This is a genomic window from Pandoraea capi, assembly GCF_902459735.1.
GTDB classification, from domain to species: domain Bacteria; phylum Pseudomonadota; class Gammaproteobacteria; order Burkholderiales; family Burkholderiaceae; genus Pandoraea; species Pandoraea capi.
The window spans coordinates 209858-224894 of the sequence record NZ_CABPRV010000007.1; the positions used below are offsets into that span (position 1 = coordinate 209858).

A 15037-nucleotide genomic window follows, 5' to 3' on the forward strand; every position below is an offset into this window, starting at 1 on the left:
ACTGCGATGATCGCGCTCATTCAGCGTGTGCTCGAAGCCGCGGTGACGGTCGATGGCCGCACCGTGGGCGCGATCGGCCCGGGGCTGCTCGCGTTCGTGTGCGCCGAGCGCGGCGACACCGAGGCGAGCGCAGACAAGCTGCTCACGAAGCTGCTCGGCTACCGCGTGTTTTCCGACGAGGCGGGCAAGATGAACCGCAGCGTGTCCAGTCTCGACGGCAAGACCGACGGCATGGGCACTGCGGGCGGCTTGCTGCTCGTCTCGCAGTTCACGCTCGCGGCCGATACCAACAGCGGTACGCGCCCGAGTTTCACGCCTGCGGCCAGCCCGGCCGACGGCAAGCGTCTCTTCGATCATTTCGTGACGCAGGCGCGTGCGCGCCATCCCATCGTGCAAACCGGTGAATTCGGGGCGTACATGCGCGTCTCGCTCGTCAACGACGGGCCGGTGACATTCTGGCTCCGAACGTCGCCGGACGCTGCCTGACATCGTTGGCATCTCCCGATCGCCCGATCTCTCGTCATCCCGAAAATCGCTCGGAATCGTCCTGAAGTCTTGGGCTTACCGCACGTGATTCGTGACGGTGTGATACCGTCGATGGGTTCCGAAATCACACATTCACAGCTTGGGAGTATCTGATGAAAGTCTGGAGTGACTCGTTTGCCGACAACGCCGCGATCGACGCGCAATTCGCCTTCGGCAAACCGGACGCACAGTCGCACGTTGCACTGTCGCAGAACAAGAATCCCCATCTCGCCTGGTCCGATGCACCTGCCGGCACGCGTTCGTTTGTCGTGATCTGTGCCGACAGCGACGTGCCGAGTCAGGGCGATGACGTCAACAAGGAAGGTCGCGAAGTGCCGGCGGATCTGCCGCGCGTCGACTTCTTCCACTGGGTGCTCGTCGACGTGCCTGCGTCGGTCAGCGAGATCCCGGCGGCGAGCCATAGCAATCACGTCACGCCGCGCGGCAAGTTCGGCCCGGACGCGCTCGACGGCATGCGCCACGGCGTGAACGACTACACCGCGTGGTTCGCCGGAGACGACTCGATGAAGGGCGACTACTACGGCTATGACGGCCCGTGCCCGCCGTGGAACGACACGATCGTTCACCACTACCACTTCACCGTCTATGCGCTCGACGTGGCCCGCGTGCCGCTCGACGGCCGTTTCGACGGCAACGACGTGCTTGCCGCGATCAAGCCGCACGTGCTGGGCAGCGCCAGCGTGACCGGCACCTACACGCTCAACCCGAAGGCGCTCTGAAGGCGAGCCGCCGGTTTTTCCTCATCCAACGCAATTGCCATCGATGACCCGCACGACCGCCACGACGACTACGACGACCACGCTCACCCTGATTCGCCACGGCGAAACCGACTGGAACCGTATCAAACGGATTCAGGGGCACACCGACATTCCGCTCTCGGCCGAGGGCGAGCGTCAGGCGGTGCTGCTTGGGGAGCGTATTGCGCGTGAGGTGGCGGTGCATGGCAGTGTGTTCGATCACGTGTTGACGAGCGACTTGCAGCGCGCAGTGCAGACGGCGGAACCCGTCGCGCTGGCGTGTGGATTGCCGCTCGTGCGCACGGCGCGTCTTCGGGAGCGTCATTACGGCGCGTTCGAGACGCGCGTGCCCGATGAGATTCAGGCGGAATTTCCGCAGGACTACGCGCGTTGGCAGACCCGCGATCCGGGCTTCACGATTCCTGGTGGTGAATCGATGCGCGGTTTCTACACGCGCATCACCGATTTCGTCACGCAGTTGCTGGGCGACTATGCCGGCCAGCGTGTGGCGCTCGTCGCGCATGGCGGGGTGCTGGACTGCTGCTATCGGCTGGCGACGGGGCTCGCACTGACCGAGCCGCGCGCGTACCCGTTGCTCAATGCGAGCGTGAACCGTCTGGCGTACGACGGCGAGCGGTGGCAGGTGCTGAGCTGGGGAGACGTCACGCATCTCGACGACGCCGTGCGTGATGAAAGCAATGACAAGCCGATCGAAGTCGCCGCAGGCGATCGCGTCGACCCGCGCGTGGTGTGATGCGTTGAGGCGCGCCTTCCGGGGCAAGGGGTTAAGGGGCTAATGGCTAACGGACTTACGGACTACCCCGGCGCGCCAACCTAGCGCTCCAACGATGGCGTCGTGACGACGACCGCAGGGGGAGCAAGCGCACGGCGTCGTGCACGATGCGCCACGCTGTTGCGCATCGACCAGCGCGCGACCTGCGCCATATGACGCACGGCAGGCCGCACCGTCAGGCGGCGAAGCGTCGCCCGGTCGTCGAAGCCGAGCATCGTCTGCGACCAGTCGGGCAGCAGATCGATGCCTGCGCGAAACAACAATCCACTGAACACGCGAGCGCCTGCGAACGGCGCGGGCAAGTTGCGCAGCACGCGCACGACTTCCGCCGTGCGTTCGCTGGCGACGAGCGACGGGCGCATCGATTCGAGATAGTCGTCGATCTGCGCCACGCTTGTCGGCACGTCGCGCGCGCCGAGCGCGATCGCGATGCGGGCCACTTCCGCGTAATACCGGTCCTGATCGCTAAGTGAGAACGCGGGATGCTTGTAGACGAGATAACTGCGCAGGAAGCTCGACGTCTCGGCGACATGGACCCACGTCAGTAACGCAGGGTCGTAGGCTGCGTAAGACCGTCCGTCCGGCGCCGTGCCCTTGACCTGAAGATGGATGCGCCGCACGCGTTCGAGCAGCGCTTCGGCATCGGCTGTATTTCCGAAGGTCGTGCCGCCGATGAACGTCGCGGTCCGGCGCAGACGCCCCATCACATCCTCGCGGAACGTCGAGTGATCCCAGACGCCAGCCATCGCCAGCGGATGCAGCGATTGCAGCAGCAGCGCGCTTACGCCTCCGATCATCATCGACGTGAAATCGCCGTGCACGTGCCAGCAGGCGGCATCGGGGCCGAAAAGGCCGGGATCGCCGTCAGGGGTGTCGTAGTTCAGACGGGGCGCGCCCGGGCCGGACGTCAGGCTCACGAGGCGCATGGCGATGGCGTGCCGCAGACGTCCCGACACGCCGGTCACCGGTCCGGCGGGCCGCAGGGGCGTTGCCGGGGGCGGTGTGGGCAGGTCGTCGTGCGAAGCCATGATGGGCGAGGGTCGGTCGATGAGACGTCGCCGTGGACGTCGCAGTGTGTCGGGGGCCGGTCGTCGTTTACTTGCCCGTCGTCGGGTCCGGCGACCACAGCGAGCCGCTCTCCGGGGCGCTGCCGGGGGCGGCGAGGCCGAAGTGGCGGTAGGCAGCGAGCGTGGCGACGCGTCCGCGCGGCGTGCGTTGCAGGAAGCCTTGCTGGATCAGGTACGGCTCGATGACGTCTTCGATGGTGTCGCGCTCCTCGCCGATGGCGGCGGCGAGGTTGTCGACGCCGACCGGGCCGCCGTCGAACTTGTGCAGCACGGCTTCGAGAAGCTTGCGGTCCATCACATCGAAACCGACGGCGTCGACGTCGAGCATCGATAGCGCGGCATCGGCAACGGCTGCCGTGATGCGACCATCGGCGCGCACTTCGGCGTAATCGCGTACGCGGCGCAGCAGACGGTTGGCGATACGCGGCGTGCCGCGCGCGCGGCGGGCAATCTCATACGCGCCATCGTCCGCGATCACGGCGCCGAGCAGGCCTGCCGAACGACGCACGATGCCGGCGAGTTCTTCCGCCGAGTAGAACTCCAGCCGTGCCACGATCCCGAAGCGGTCGCGCAGCGGGTTCGTCAGCATACCGGCGCGGGTCGTCGCCCCCACGAGCGTGAACGGCTGAAGATCGAGCTTGACGCTGCGCGCCGCCGGACCTTCGCCGATCATGATGTCGATCTGGTAGTCCTCTAGCGCGGGGTACAGGATTTCCTCGACGACCGGCGAGAGCCGGTGAATTTCGTCGATGAAAAGTACGTCGTTCGCTTCGAGATTGGTCAGCAGGGCAGCAAGGTCGCCCGGACGCTCGAGCACCGGCCCGGAGGTCTGGCGCAGATGTACGCCCATTTCGCGGGCGATGATGTGGGCGAGCGTCGTCTTGCCCAGACCCGGCGGGCCGAAAAGCAGCACGTGGTCGAGCGGTTCCGAGCGCTTGCGAGCCGCTTCGATGAAGATTTCGAGCTGGTCGCGCACCTTGCGCTGGCCGACGTATTCGTCGAGCAGCTTGGGGCGCAGCGCGCGCTCGAAGGCTTCTTCGTTGGGCGAGGCCGGGGTCGGCGCGATGATGCGCTCGGCGGCGAGTTTGTCGGTTTCGATCATGGCTGCATTGTAGCGCTTCGGACGGTCGATCGATCAGCCGACCAGTCGCCCGCGCTTGACGCGCAGGCCCTTGGCGGCGAGCGCCGGAGCAACCTCGGACAGCGCGGCGTAGGTGTCGCCGTTGTGGGCATGGCAGATGGCCACGCCGAGCGCGTCGGAGGCGTCCTTGCCCGGCGTGCCGGTCAGCGTGAGCAGGCGGGTGACCATCTCCTGCACCTGCTCCTTGCGGGCGCGTCCGTAACCCACGACCGCCTGTTTGAGCTGCATCGGCGTGTATTCGAAGACTTCCAGCCCGCCGACCGACAGCGCCGTGATGGCCGCGCCGCGCGCCTGACCGAGCAGCAGTGTGGATTGCGGGTTGACGTTGACGAACACCTTTTCGATGGCGGCCTGATCGGGCCGGTACGTGTCGACCAGTTCAGCCACGCTCTCGAAGATGATGCGCAGGCGCGCGGCGAGCGTGCCGTCGCCAGTGCGGATGACGCCGCTCGTCACATATTGCAGACGGTTGCCGTGCTTTTCGAGCACGCCGAAGCCGGTGACGCGCAAGCCGGGGTCGATGCCAAGAATTCTCATGCGGGGGCCGGTGATCGGCGGGCTGCGCCGATGGGGGCAAAAAAGCCAGTATGGCCCGTATTCTGGCACAGCCGCCCCGGGGCATGGCGCGAAGTCGCCAGCGGCGACGACGACCATGCTGCGTTTCGTTGTGCAAGACAGTCGGTGGGCGGGCGTGTGCGGCAGATGCGGGGGATCGTGAGGCGAGCGCACGCGGGTGCCGGGGCCGGTCGCGTCGATATGCCGCAGGGCTGGCGGGCGGTGACGCGGGGCGCTGCGCGTCGCGCGACGGCGGATTGTTGTACATTGCTTGCTGTTCAAAATATTCGACGGCCTGCCCCCGGGCCGCCTGTCCCCGATGCTCTGGATCAAAGCGCTTCACATCGTTTTCGTCGCCTCGTGGTTTGCCGGCCTGTTCTACCTGCCGCGCATTTTCGTCAACCTTGCGATGGAGAGCGATCCGGCCGCGACGCAGCGTCTGTTGCTCATGGCGCGCAAGCTCTATCGCTTCATGACGATCCTTGCCGTGCCCGCGCTCGCTTTCGGACTGATCCTCTGGCTGTACTACGGCATCGGCCGCTACGGCGGCTGGTTGCATGCCAAGCTGCTCATCGTGGTGCTGCTGATCGGCTATCACCACGCCTGCGGCAGTTTGCTGCGCAAGTTCGAAACGGGACGCAACACACGCTCGCATCGCTGGTATCGCTACTTCAACGAGATCCCGGTGCTGGGCCTGCTCGGCGCGGTGATCCTCGCTGTCGTCAAGCCGTTCTGACCGGCGCGTGGACGCCCGTTTTCCGTATCGTTACGCACATCACACACGTCGTCATGTAGCGAAAGCGCTAATCCTAGGCGCCAACCACCGATAGCAAGAGGAGTTTGCCGTGAGTCTGACCTGCGAGTATTTCGTGGCGACGCAGTCGCCCTATGTGTATCTCGGGCATGCGCGTTTCGTGGCGCTGGCACGTCGTTACGACGTCCAGATCCAGCTCAAGCCGATGGATCTGGGACGCATCTTCAACGGCTCCGGCGGTCTGCCGCTGGCCAAGCGCGCACCACAGCGTCAGGTCTATCGTTTGGTGGAGCTGGCGCGCTGGTCGAAGTATCTCGACGTGCCGATGAACCTGAACCCCCAGTTTTTCCCGGTGTCGGCCGATCCGTCCGCACGTCTCGTGATCGCGACGCAGCTCGCCCACGGTACCGACAAGGCGCTGGAACTGATCGGCGCGATATCGAAGGCGCTTTGGGTCGACGAACAGAACATTGCCGACGACGACACGTTGCAAGCCGTTGCCGACAGCCTGTCGCTCGACGGCAAGTCGCTGCTCGCCGCGTCGCACGGCGCAAGCGTTCAGGCGGCCTATGACGCGAATACCGATGACGCGGCGAGCGCCGGTGTGTACGGCGCGCCGTGGTTCGTCTTCGAAGGTGAACCCTACTGGGGCCAGGACCGCCTCGATTTTCTCGAGCGCGCTTTCGCGCAGGCCAGTGGCAAGACCGCCTGACGCTGCGTCGGTCCGATCTCTTCTCGTCAGACGTTTCAGACAATTCGACCGATTTCGACCGCTGCCGTCCGGCGAATCCGGACTGAGGCCGCGGCAACCCCCAAGGAGTGAGCAGCATGAGTCGTCCGGAAGTTGTGTTGTACAAGGGCGTGCCGCCAGACGTGCGTGAGCGGTTGGCCGAGCACTTTTCGCTGACCGAGTTCAACGGCGTGAACGATGGCAATCGCGCCGAGTTCGCGGCGGCGCTCGGCCGTGCGGACGGCGCCATCGGCGTGGGCGTGAACGCCACGCCTGCGCTGCTCGACGGCGCGCCGAAGCTCAAGGCATGGGCCACGGTCTCCGTGGGCTACGACCAGTTCGACGTGCCCGACCTCACGCGTCGCGGCATCTTGCTGATGAACACGCCTGACGTGCTGACGGAAACCACGGCGGACACCGTCTTCTCGCTGGTGCTCGCAAGCGCGCGTCGCGTGGTGGAGTTGGCCGAACTGGTGAAGGCCGGTGGCTGGACGTCGAGTCTCGGTGAGGCGTATTTCGGTACCGACGTGCAGGGCAAGACCATGGGCATCGTCGGCATGGGTCGCATCGGCGGCGCCGTGGCGCGTCGTGCCGCGCTGGGCTTCGGCATGAAGGTGCTGTACAGCAACCGCTCGCGCAACGAAGCGGCGGAGCAGGCGTACGGCGCCGAACATCGTTCGTTGCCCGACCTGCTGGCGCAATCGGATTTCGTCGTGACGCTCGTGCCGCTGTCGCCGGCGACCGAACGTCTGATCGGCGCCAATGAGTTCGCGCAGATGAAGCGCGGTGCGATCTTCATCAACGCGGCGCGTGGCATGGTGATCGACGAAGCGGCGCTGATCGATGCACTGGCCTCCGGCCATCTGCGCGCTGCCGGTCTCGACGTGTTCGAGCGTGAGCCGGTGTCGGTCGACTCGCCGCTGCTGAAGATGAAGAATGTCGTGGCGTTGCCGCACATCGGCTCGGCGACGCACGAGACGCGTCACGCGATGGCGTCATGCGCGGCCGACAATCTGATCGCTGCGCTGACCGGCAAGCCGCTGCAAAACGTGGTGAATCCGCAAGCGCGCCAGCAATGAGCGGATGCGATTGATGACCGGATGACGGTCAGCTTGCCGAAGCGGCGACGTCGATCGACGTCGCGCTACGGCAAAAAATGACGAAGGGCGGAGTGCTGTCGCAGGCTCCGCCCTTCGTCATTTTGGTTTGCTGAGATCCGTGCGCTTTGCGCCTCGCATTTTGTGTTTCGCGGCGATGCGCTTCACTTCCCGTCGTTCGCCGTGCGCCGGCGATTGATGACTTCCTTCGCACGCGCCAGTTGCGAGGGCAGGCGGTCGCCGAGCCGTAGCGCCATGCCAACGGCGAGCACGTCGCCGATGGCCAGATGCGCAATGCGCGACGTCAACGGTGAATACACGTCGGTGTCTTCGTCGACGTCGGCAAAGAGCGCCACCGTCGCCTGTCGCGCCAGCGGTGAATTGCTGTGCGTGATGGCGATCACACTGGCGCCCGCCGTGCGTGCGAGCGACGTGGCTTCGAGCAAGTCCTGCGTGCGTCCCGTGTTCGAGATGGCGACGACCACATCCCCTTGCCCGAGCAACGCGGCCGACATCCCGTAGACGTGCGGGTCGTTGTACGCCACGGCGGGCACGCCGAGCCGGAAGAACTTGTGCTGCATGTCCTGTGCGGCAATCCCCGAGGCGCCCGCGCCGTAAAACTCGATGCGTCGCGCGGTGGCAAGCAGGTCGATCGCCTGTCCGATGCTGTCGGGTGAGAGGTTGTTGCGTACTTGCATGAGGCTGCCGATGGTGCGATCGAGCACCTTGCTGGCGATGCCCGGCACCGGCTCGTCTGGCCGCACGTCGCGGTGAACGAACGGCACTCCCTGCGCAATGCCCTGCGCCAGACGGATCTTGAATTCGCGATAGCCGCTGCATCCGACGGCCTGACAGAAGCGGGCGATCGTCGGTTGGCTGACGTTGGCGCGCTCGGCAAGTTCGTTCATCGACAGATCGACGACTTCGCGCGGTGCGTCCAGCACGTAGGTCGCGAGCTTGCGCTCGGACGGGCGCAATTGGGTCAGCGTGGCTTCGATTCGGTTAATCATGGCAGGCAGCAGGCACCAACAAAAGCAAACGCGCAGCGATGGCCGCTCCGCGTCATTCCCCCTTATGCCCGGTGTGACGTCACCCGCCGATAGCGGCGCAGGCGTGACGAACCCGGCTTGGTCAGGCGCCCACTATAGCACCCGCAAGCCTCGTGGCATCGGCTTGTTCACACACGCGTTGCCGCCCCCCGAATGACAGGAATGTACAAAAACTACAGAAATACGTCATTCCACATTATGAATTGATGTTTCTCAATACGACACAATAGCGCATAAGTTACGGAAATGACTCAGTAAAACCCCGAATGCGGATGTCTTTCGATTGATGGTGTGTAGAATTTCTACTAAACTCCGCTCCCAATTGCCCCGATCCGTCTCCGAGCCGTCGCCTGCGCGGCCCGCATCCGGCAGACGCGTCGGGGGCACCGCAATCCCCAAACCGGTTACCGGCGTGAATCTTTCCGCATGATGTCTGAGCAAACGAAGTCCCTGCACCCGACCGTACTGGCGGTGACTGCCCGCGTCGCCGCGCGCAGCCGCGACACGCGTGCCGCGTATCTGGCCCGCATCGACGCGAGCGCCGGGCGCTTTCCGCAGCGCGGCGCGCTGTCCTGTGCCAATCTCGCGCACGGCTTCGCGGCCATGCCTGCCAACGACAAGTTGATCCTGCGTGAGCAGCGTCGCCCGAACGTGGGCATCGTCACGGCCTACAACGACATGCTCTCGGCGCATCAGCCGTATGAGCAATATCCGGCACGTCTGCGCGAGGCCGCCCGTAAGCTGGGCGCCACGGCGCAGGTGGCGGGCGGCGTACCCGCGATGTGCGACGGCGTGACGCAAGGCAATGCCGGCATGGAGCTGTCGTTGTTCTCGCGCGAAATCATCGCGATGAGCACGGCGATTGCGCTCTCGCACAACATGTTCGACGCGGCACTCATGCTCGGCGTGTGCGACAAGATCGTGCCGGGTCTCGTAATCGGGGCCTTGCAGTTCGGCCATCTCCCGACGATCTTCGTGCCGGCCGGGCCGATGGCCAGCGGCCTGTCGAACGATGAAAAAGCCAGGATTCGCCAGTGGTACGCCACCGGTAAAGTCGATCGCGACGCGCTGCTCGAATCCGAATCGCAGGCGTATCACAGCGCCGGCACGTGCACCTTCTACGGCACGGCCAACAGCAATCAGTTGCTCATGGAAATCATGGGCCTGCATCTGCCGGGCGCGGCGTTCGTGCATCCGCATACCGAATTGCGCGACGCACTGACCGACGCGGCGCTCGCGCGCGTGCTGGCCATCGGCGCGGACACCCCCGACTACACCCCGATCGGCCACGTGGTCGACGAGCGTGCCGTCGTCAACGGCATCGTCGGCTTGCTGGCCACGGGCGGCTCGACCAACCACACGCTGCACCTGGTCGCGATGGCGCGTGCGGCCGGCGTCATCATCGACTGGGACGATTTCGACGCGCTGTCGGCCATCGTGCCGCTCATGGCGCGCGTCTACCCGAACGGCAAGGCCGACGTGAACCACTTCCACGCGGCCGGCGGCATGGGCTTCCTCACGGGCGAACTGCTCGACGCCGGCTTGCTGCATGAGGACGTCAAGACCGTGGCCGGTCCGGGGCTGTCTCGTTATCGCGCCGAGCCGTGGCTGTCGTCCGAAGGGCTGGCGTGGCGCGCAGGGAGCGCCTACAGTGGTGATCGTGACGTCCTGCGCGGCCATGCCGAGCCGTTCGCCCCCGATGGCGGACTCCGGCTCATGCACGGCAATCTGGGACGGGGCGTCATCAAGGTGTCGGCGGTCAAGCCGGAACATCGGCGCGTGACTGCAACGGCACGCGTATTTACTTCGCAGGAAGCGGTCCAGGCCGCGTTCGATGCCGGTGAGCTGCGTCGTGACGTGGTCGTGGTGTTGCGTGGCCAGGGGCCGCGCGCCAATGGCATGCCCGAGCTGCATCGCCTCACCCCGCTGCTCGGTGTCTTGCAGGACGAAGGGTTCGCCGTGGCGCTCGTGACGGATGGCCGCATGTCGGGCGCGTCGGGCAAGGTGCCTGCCGTGATTCACGTGTCGCCCGAGGCGGCCGGCGGTGGCCCGCTCGCGCGGGTGCGCGACGGCGACCTGATCGTGCTCGACGCCAACGCCGGCATGCTGCACGCCGAGGTGTCGCCGCAGGACTGGGCCGCGCGTGAGATCGCGCCAGTGCCTGTGTCGGGCGACGACACCGGACGTCTGCTCTTCGGCCACATGCGTGCGGCTGTGGGCGCGGCGGAGACGGGCGCTTCCGTGTTCTTCAGTACTGAGTGACGTCGAGCGGGCAACAGGTGCGCTAAGGATGACAAGCGCCGACCATGCAAAACGCAAGACCTCACAGCATTCAAGGAAAACGTAATGGACATCAATGACATCGTTCGTGCCGGCCCCGTGGTTCCGGTGCTCCAGTTCGACAACGTCGAGCAAGGCGAGCAAGTCTCGCGTGCGCTGCTCGCGGGCGGCGTGCGAGTGCTCGAAATCACGCTGCGCACCCCGGCGGCGATGGACGTCATCCGCCATGTCGCGGGCCTGTCCGACGAACTGATCGTTGGCGTGGGCACGCTCACGCGTCCCGAAGAAATGGCGCAGGCGGTGGCCGCCGGTGCGCGCTTCGGCGTGTCGCCGGGTTACACGCCTGCGCTGGGCGCGGCGGCCAGGGCTGCCGGTCTGCCGCTGCTGCCGGGCGTGGTCACGCCCTCGGACATTCTGGCGGCGCTCGCCGATGGCTACGAGACGGTGAAGTTCTTCCCGGCCGAACCGTCGGGCGGTGTGCCGATGCTCAAGGCGTTGTACGGGCCGTTCCGCGACGTGCGTTTCTGCCCGACGGGCGGCATCAGCGCCGAGTCGGCGCCGTCGTATCTGGCGCAGCCGAACGTGGTGTGCGTGGGCGGCTCGTGGTTGACGCCCAAGGCGCTGGTCGACGCGAAGGACTGGGACGGCATCACGCGACTCGCTCGCGCGGCGAGCCTGCTGCCGCGCGGTTGAGGGTTGAAGGTTGATGGCTGATTCGCGGGCGTCAGGTCGAGGTCGTCCCGCGTAGTTCATGTCACAAAGGTCGTGCAGCACCCGCTTCATCGAATAACAGGATTTCAATAAACGGGCGCGAGCCCAACGGGCATCCGCCCATCTAGCCAAACGAGGAGACCCCCCATGGTCGCGGTGCAAGGCAACTTGCTGCTGGTGTACGCGCTTGTCGCGGTAATCGCGCTGATTCTGATGATCGCGCGTTTCAAACTGAACCCGTTCATTACGCTGATCGTCGTCTCGCTCGTGCTCGGGCTGGCGGTGGGCATGCCGATGGGCGGGATCGTCAAGGCATTCGAGACGGGCGTGGGCAACACGCTGGGGCACATTGCGCTCGTGGTCGGTCTGGGGACGATGCTCGGCAAGATGATGGCCGAGTCCGGGGGCGCGGAGCGCATCGCGCGCACGCTGATCGGTTTCTTCGGTGAGAAGAACGTGCACTGGGCGATGGTCGTGATCGCGTTCATCGTCGGTCTGCCGGTGTTCTTCGAAGTCGGCTTCGTGCTGCTGATTCCGATCGCGTTTAACGTCGCGAAGCGCACCGGCACCTCGATGGTGCTCGTGGGGATTCCGATGGTGGCCGGTCTGTCGGTCGTGCATGGCCTGATTCCGCCGCACCCGGCGGCGCTGCTGGCGGTGACCGCCTACAACGCCGACATCGGTCACACCATCATGTACGCGCTGATCGTCGGCATTCCGACGGCCGCCATCGCCGGTCCGTTGTTCGCGAAGCTCATGGCGCGTCACGTCGTGCCCAATCCGGACAATCCGCTGCTCGCCCAGTTCGTCGACGAAGACCGTCCGATGGACACGCTGCCGGGCTTCGGCATCACGCTGTTCACGATTCTGCTGCCGGTGATTCTGATGCTCATCGGTAGCTGGGCCGATCTGTTCTTCGCACCGAAGACGTTCGCCAACGACTTCCTGCGTCTGATCGGCAACTCGGTGATGGCGCTGCTCATCGCCACGCTCGTGAGCTTCTTCACGTTCGGCAAGCAACGCGGCTTCAATCGCGACCAGATCCTGAAGTTCACCAACGAGTGTCTGGCGCCGATCGCCACCATTACGCTGGTGGTGGGGGCGGGCGGCGGTTTCGGGCGTATCCTGATGGACAGCGGCGTGTCGAAGGCGATCGTCGACGTGGCGAACAACGCGCATCTCTCGCCGCTGCTGCTGGGCTGGCTGGTGGCGGTGCTGATCCGTATCGCGACGGGCTCGGCCACGGTGGCCATGACGACCGCCTGCGGTATCGTCGCCCCGATTGCGGCGGCGGCCGGTGCGACCGTCAAGCCGGAACTGATGGTGCTGGCCACGGGCGCGGGTTCGCTGATTCTGTCGCACGTGAACGACGGCGGCTTCTGGCTGGTCAAGGAGTACTTCAACATGACCGTGCCGCAGACCTTCAAGACGTGGACGGTTTGCGAGACGATCATCTCGGTTGTAGCGCTCCTGCTCACGCTCGGCCTCGCAACGGTGGTCTGAGGCAAGCGGGTGGCACGGATGAGGCAGGGCATGCAGCAAGAGCAACACGCCGGCGCGAGCCGGCACGGAACAAGGAGGCGAGCCATGATCGTCGTGGTAATGGGCGTATCGGGCAGCGGCAAGAGCACGGTCGGGCAAATGCTCGCCGACCGTCTGGGCTGCGGGTTTTCCGACGCGGATTCGTTTCACAGCCCCGCGAACATCGAGAAGATGCGTCGGGGCGAAGCGCTCAACGACGCGGACCGCGCACCGTGGCTTGCCGCGATTCGCGAGGCCATCGTCGCGCGTCGTGTGGCGGGGCGTCATCACGTGTTCGCATGCTCGGCATTGCGTGCCCGCTATCGCGATGTGCTCGGTGAGCACGACGGCGACGTCGTGTTCGTCTACCTCAAGGGCGCGCCCGAAGTGATCGGCGAGCGTCTGGCGTCGCGCTCGGGGCATTTCTTCGATCCGGCGTTGCTGCAAAGCCAGTTCAGCACGCTCGAAGAGCCGCGCGATGCGCTGATCATCGACATCCGCGAATCGCCCGAGGCGATCGTCGAAACCCTCCTGCACAAGCTCGCCGCCTGCCCCGGCGGCATACCGCTGACGTCCGCCGGGTCGGCGCGCGTACAATAGCGGTTTATTCCCCCAACCGGCGCTTCGCGCGCCGGTCGTACGCATCAACATGGCTTCCTTCGAATTCTTTGCGCCCTGTCCTCGCGGACTGGAAGAGGCGCTTGCCGCCGAACTGGCAGAAATGGGGCGTCTCGCCCCGATCTCGGTGGGCAAACAGGTGCCCGGTGGCGTGCATTTCGCCGGTCCGTGGGCGGCCGGCATGGCCGCCAACCTGCATTCGCGCATCGCGAGCCGCGTGCTGCTGCGCGTGGCCCAGCAGGGCTATCGCACCGAACAGGACATCTACGAATTCGCCCTGCGTCAGCGCTGGGAAGACTGGTTCGGCTATCAGCAGACGCTGCGTGTCGACGTCACCGGCATCAAGGCGCCGGTGCGTAGTCTCGAATTCGTCACGCTGCGTGTGAAGGACGCCGTGTGCGACCGCCTTCGCGAGAAGACCGGTGCGCGTCCGAACATCGATACCACGCAGCCCGATGTGCGCGTGTTCGCCTTCCTGACCGCCACCGACGCGACGCTGTATCTCGATACGTCCGGTGAGCCGCTGTTCAAGCGCGGCTGGCGTCTGGACAAGGGGGCCGCGCCGCTGCGCGAGAACCTCGCCGCGGGCATTCTGCGTCTGGCGGGCTGGCGCACCGATACGGCGGCCGACATGGTGCTGTACGACCCGATGTGCGGCAGCGGCACGTTCCTCGCGGAAGCCGCGCAGATCGCGCTCGGCGTGCCCGCCGGGGCAGGTCGCCGCTTCGGATTCGAAAAGCTCAAGGGCTACGACATCACCGCGTGGCAATCGCTCAAGGTGCAGGCAAGCGATGCGCAGCGCGACGCCCGTGTGCGCGGTGTGCCCGACTCGATCTTCGGCAGCGATATTTCCGGCGACATGCTGGTCAAGTCGCGCGCCAACCTGGAGCGCGCGGGCGTGGGCGACATCGGTCTGAAGCAGGTGGATGCCCGCGACATGTCGCCGCCGGTGGATCGTCCCGGGATCATCGTCGCGAACCCGCCGTACGGCGAGCGTATCGAAGTGCGCGGCCGTCGTGCGCCGCGCGATGCCGACGACGGTTATTCGCCGGACGTGCAAGGCAATCGCGGCGGCAACTTCCAGCGCAATCAGCCGGATGGCGTCGATGCGGCATTCTTCCGCGCCTTCGGTGACGCGCTCAAGCAACGCTTCACTGGCTGGAGCGCGTTCCTGCTGACGGCGGACATGAGCCTGCCGGGGCAGATGCGGTTGCGTGAGTCGCGTCGGACACCGCTGTACAACGGCGCGCTCGAATGCCGTCTGTTCCGCTTCGACCTGATCGCGGGTTCCGTGCGCAAGCGTGGCGAGCGTGAGGGTGATGCGCCGCGCGAGGACGGCGAAGCGTAAGCATCGCGCGTGCTGTTCGACGTCATGAAAAAGACCGGCCATTGGCCGGTCTTTTGTTTTGCACGGGCGGTGTGGAAGCCGGCGACGCAG

At 65.7% G+C, this 15037-nt stretch carries 15 protein-coding genes; 11 read left to right on the forward strand and 4 right to left on the reverse strand.

Annotation, left to right across the window (positions count from 1 at the left end; all coding sequences use genetic code 11):
* The first annotated feature begins 6 nt into the window (after nucleotides 1-6).
* The 3 genes from dtd to PCA20602_RS15895 all read left to right on the forward strand — a co-directional run bounded on the left by dtd (nucleotide 7) and on the right by PCA20602_RS15895 (nucleotide 2037).
* Entirely contained in the window at nucleotides 7-486 is a 480-nt protein-coding gene (gene dtd / locus PCA20602_RS15885) for a D-aminoacyl-tRNA deacylase (RefSeq protein ID WP_150722050.1), read from the forward strand.
* A gap of 152 nt (nucleotides 487-638) precedes the next feature.
* Nucleotides 639-1265 carry a YbhB/YbcL family Raf kinase inhibitor-like protein gene (locus PCA20602_RS15890; RefSeq protein WP_150722051.1) on the forward strand — a complete coding sequence of 209 codons (627 nt, stop codon included), beginning with the start codon at nucleotides 639-641 and terminating at the stop codon, nucleotides 1263-1265.
* Nucleotides 1266-1308: 43 nt separating this feature from the next.
* Complete coding sequence (locus tag PCA20602_RS15895) at nucleotides 1309-2037, forward strand: histidine phosphatase family protein (RefSeq protein WP_150722052.1); 729 nt, start codon at nucleotides 1309-1311, stop codon at nucleotides 2035-2037.
* Between the two features lie 80 nt (nucleotides 2038-2117).
* Here the strand turns inward: PCA20602_RS15895 and PCA20602_RS15900 are convergent, their stop codons facing one another.
* From PCA20602_RS15900 to ruvC, 3 genes are all read right to left on the reverse strand, one after another.
* The gene (locus PCA20602_RS15900) at nucleotides 2118-3104 is read right to left on the reverse strand and encodes an oxygenase MpaB family protein (RefSeq protein ID WP_150722053.1); all 987 of its coding nucleotides are present in this window, start codon (nucleotides 3102-3104) and stop codon (nucleotides 2118-2120) included.
* A gap of 67 nt (nucleotides 3105-3171) precedes the next feature.
* On the reverse strand, nucleotides 3172-4245 hold the full coding sequence (gene ruvB, locus PCA20602_RS15905) for a Holliday junction branch migration DNA helicase RuvB (protein ID WP_150722054.1): 1074 nt from the start codon (nucleotides 4243-4245) through the stop codon (nucleotides 3172-3174).
* Nucleotides 4246-4278: 33 nt separating this feature from the next.
* Nucleotides 4279-4821: a crossover junction endodeoxyribonuclease RuvC gene (gene ruvC, locus PCA20602_RS15910; RefSeq protein WP_069340018.1), complete on the reverse strand. Its 543-nt coding sequence runs from the start codon at nucleotides 4819-4821 to the stop codon at nucleotides 4279-4281.
* A gap of 337 nt (nucleotides 4822-5158) precedes the next feature.
* Here ruvC and PCA20602_RS15915 point away from each other — a divergent pair, with 337 nt between their 5' ends.
* The 3 genes from PCA20602_RS15915 to PCA20602_RS15925 all read left to right on the forward strand — a co-directional run bounded on the left by PCA20602_RS15915 (nucleotide 5159) and on the right by PCA20602_RS15925 (nucleotide 7402).
* Nucleotides 5159-5575 (forward strand): CopD family protein, encoded by a 417-nt coding sequence (locus tag PCA20602_RS15915; protein WP_069340414.1) that lies wholly within the window; start codon nucleotides 5159-5161, stop codon nucleotides 5573-5575.
* A 109-nt stretch (nucleotides 5576-5684) separates the two neighbouring features.
* Nucleotides 5685-6305: a 2-hydroxychromene-2-carboxylate isomerase gene (locus tag PCA20602_RS15920; protein ID WP_150722055.1), complete on the forward strand. Its 621-nt coding sequence runs from the start codon at nucleotides 5685-5687 to the stop codon at nucleotides 6303-6305.
* Nucleotides 6306-6421: 116 nt separating this feature from the next.
* Nucleotides 6422-7402, forward strand: coding sequence for an NAD(P)-dependent oxidoreductase (locus tag PCA20602_RS15925; RefSeq protein ID WP_150722056.1), 981 nt, complete (start codon nucleotides 6422-6424; stop codon nucleotides 7400-7402).
* 182 nt (nucleotides 7403-7584) lie between these two features.
* On the opposite strand, the gene PCA20602_RS15930 is transcribed toward PCA20602_RS15925, so the two are convergent.
* Entirely contained in the window at nucleotides 7585-8430 is an 846-nt protein-coding gene (locus PCA20602_RS15930) for a MurR/RpiR family transcriptional regulator (protein ID WP_150722057.1), read from the reverse strand.
* 468 nt (nucleotides 8431-8898) lie between these two features.
* Here PCA20602_RS15930 and edd point away from each other — a divergent pair, with 468 nt between their 5' ends.
* The 5 genes from edd to PCA20602_RS15955 all read left to right on the forward strand — a co-directional run bounded on the left by edd (nucleotide 8899) and on the right by PCA20602_RS15955 (nucleotide 14947).
* Nucleotides 8899-10731: a phosphogluconate dehydratase gene (edd, locus tag PCA20602_RS15935; RefSeq protein WP_150722130.1), complete on the forward strand. Its 1833-nt coding sequence runs from the start codon at nucleotides 8899-8901 to the stop codon at nucleotides 10729-10731.
* 84 nt (nucleotides 10732-10815) lie between these two features.
* Nucleotides 10816-11442 carry a bifunctional 4-hydroxy-2-oxoglutarate aldolase/2-dehydro-3-deoxy-phosphogluconate aldolase gene (gene eda, locus PCA20602_RS15940; protein ID WP_150722058.1) on the forward strand — a complete coding sequence of 209 codons (627 nt, stop codon included), beginning with the start codon at nucleotides 10816-10818 and terminating at the stop codon, nucleotides 11440-11442.
* A 165-nt stretch (nucleotides 11443-11607) separates the two neighbouring features.
* On the forward strand, nucleotides 11608-12963 hold the full coding sequence (locus PCA20602_RS15945; protein ID WP_150722059.1) for a GntP family permease: 1356 nt from the start codon (nucleotides 11608-11610) through the stop codon (nucleotides 12961-12963).
* A gap of 84 nt (nucleotides 12964-13047) precedes the next feature.
* Entirely contained in the window at nucleotides 13048-13581 is a 534-nt protein-coding gene (locus PCA20602_RS15950; protein ID WP_150722060.1) for a gluconokinase, read from the forward strand.
* Nucleotides 13582-13630: 49 nt separating this feature from the next.
* Complete coding sequence (locus PCA20602_RS15955) at nucleotides 13631-14947, forward strand: THUMP domain-containing class I SAM-dependent RNA methyltransferase (protein WP_150722061.1); 1317 nt, start codon at nucleotides 13631-13633, stop codon at nucleotides 14945-14947.
* Nucleotides 14948-15037 lie beyond the last annotated feature (90 nt).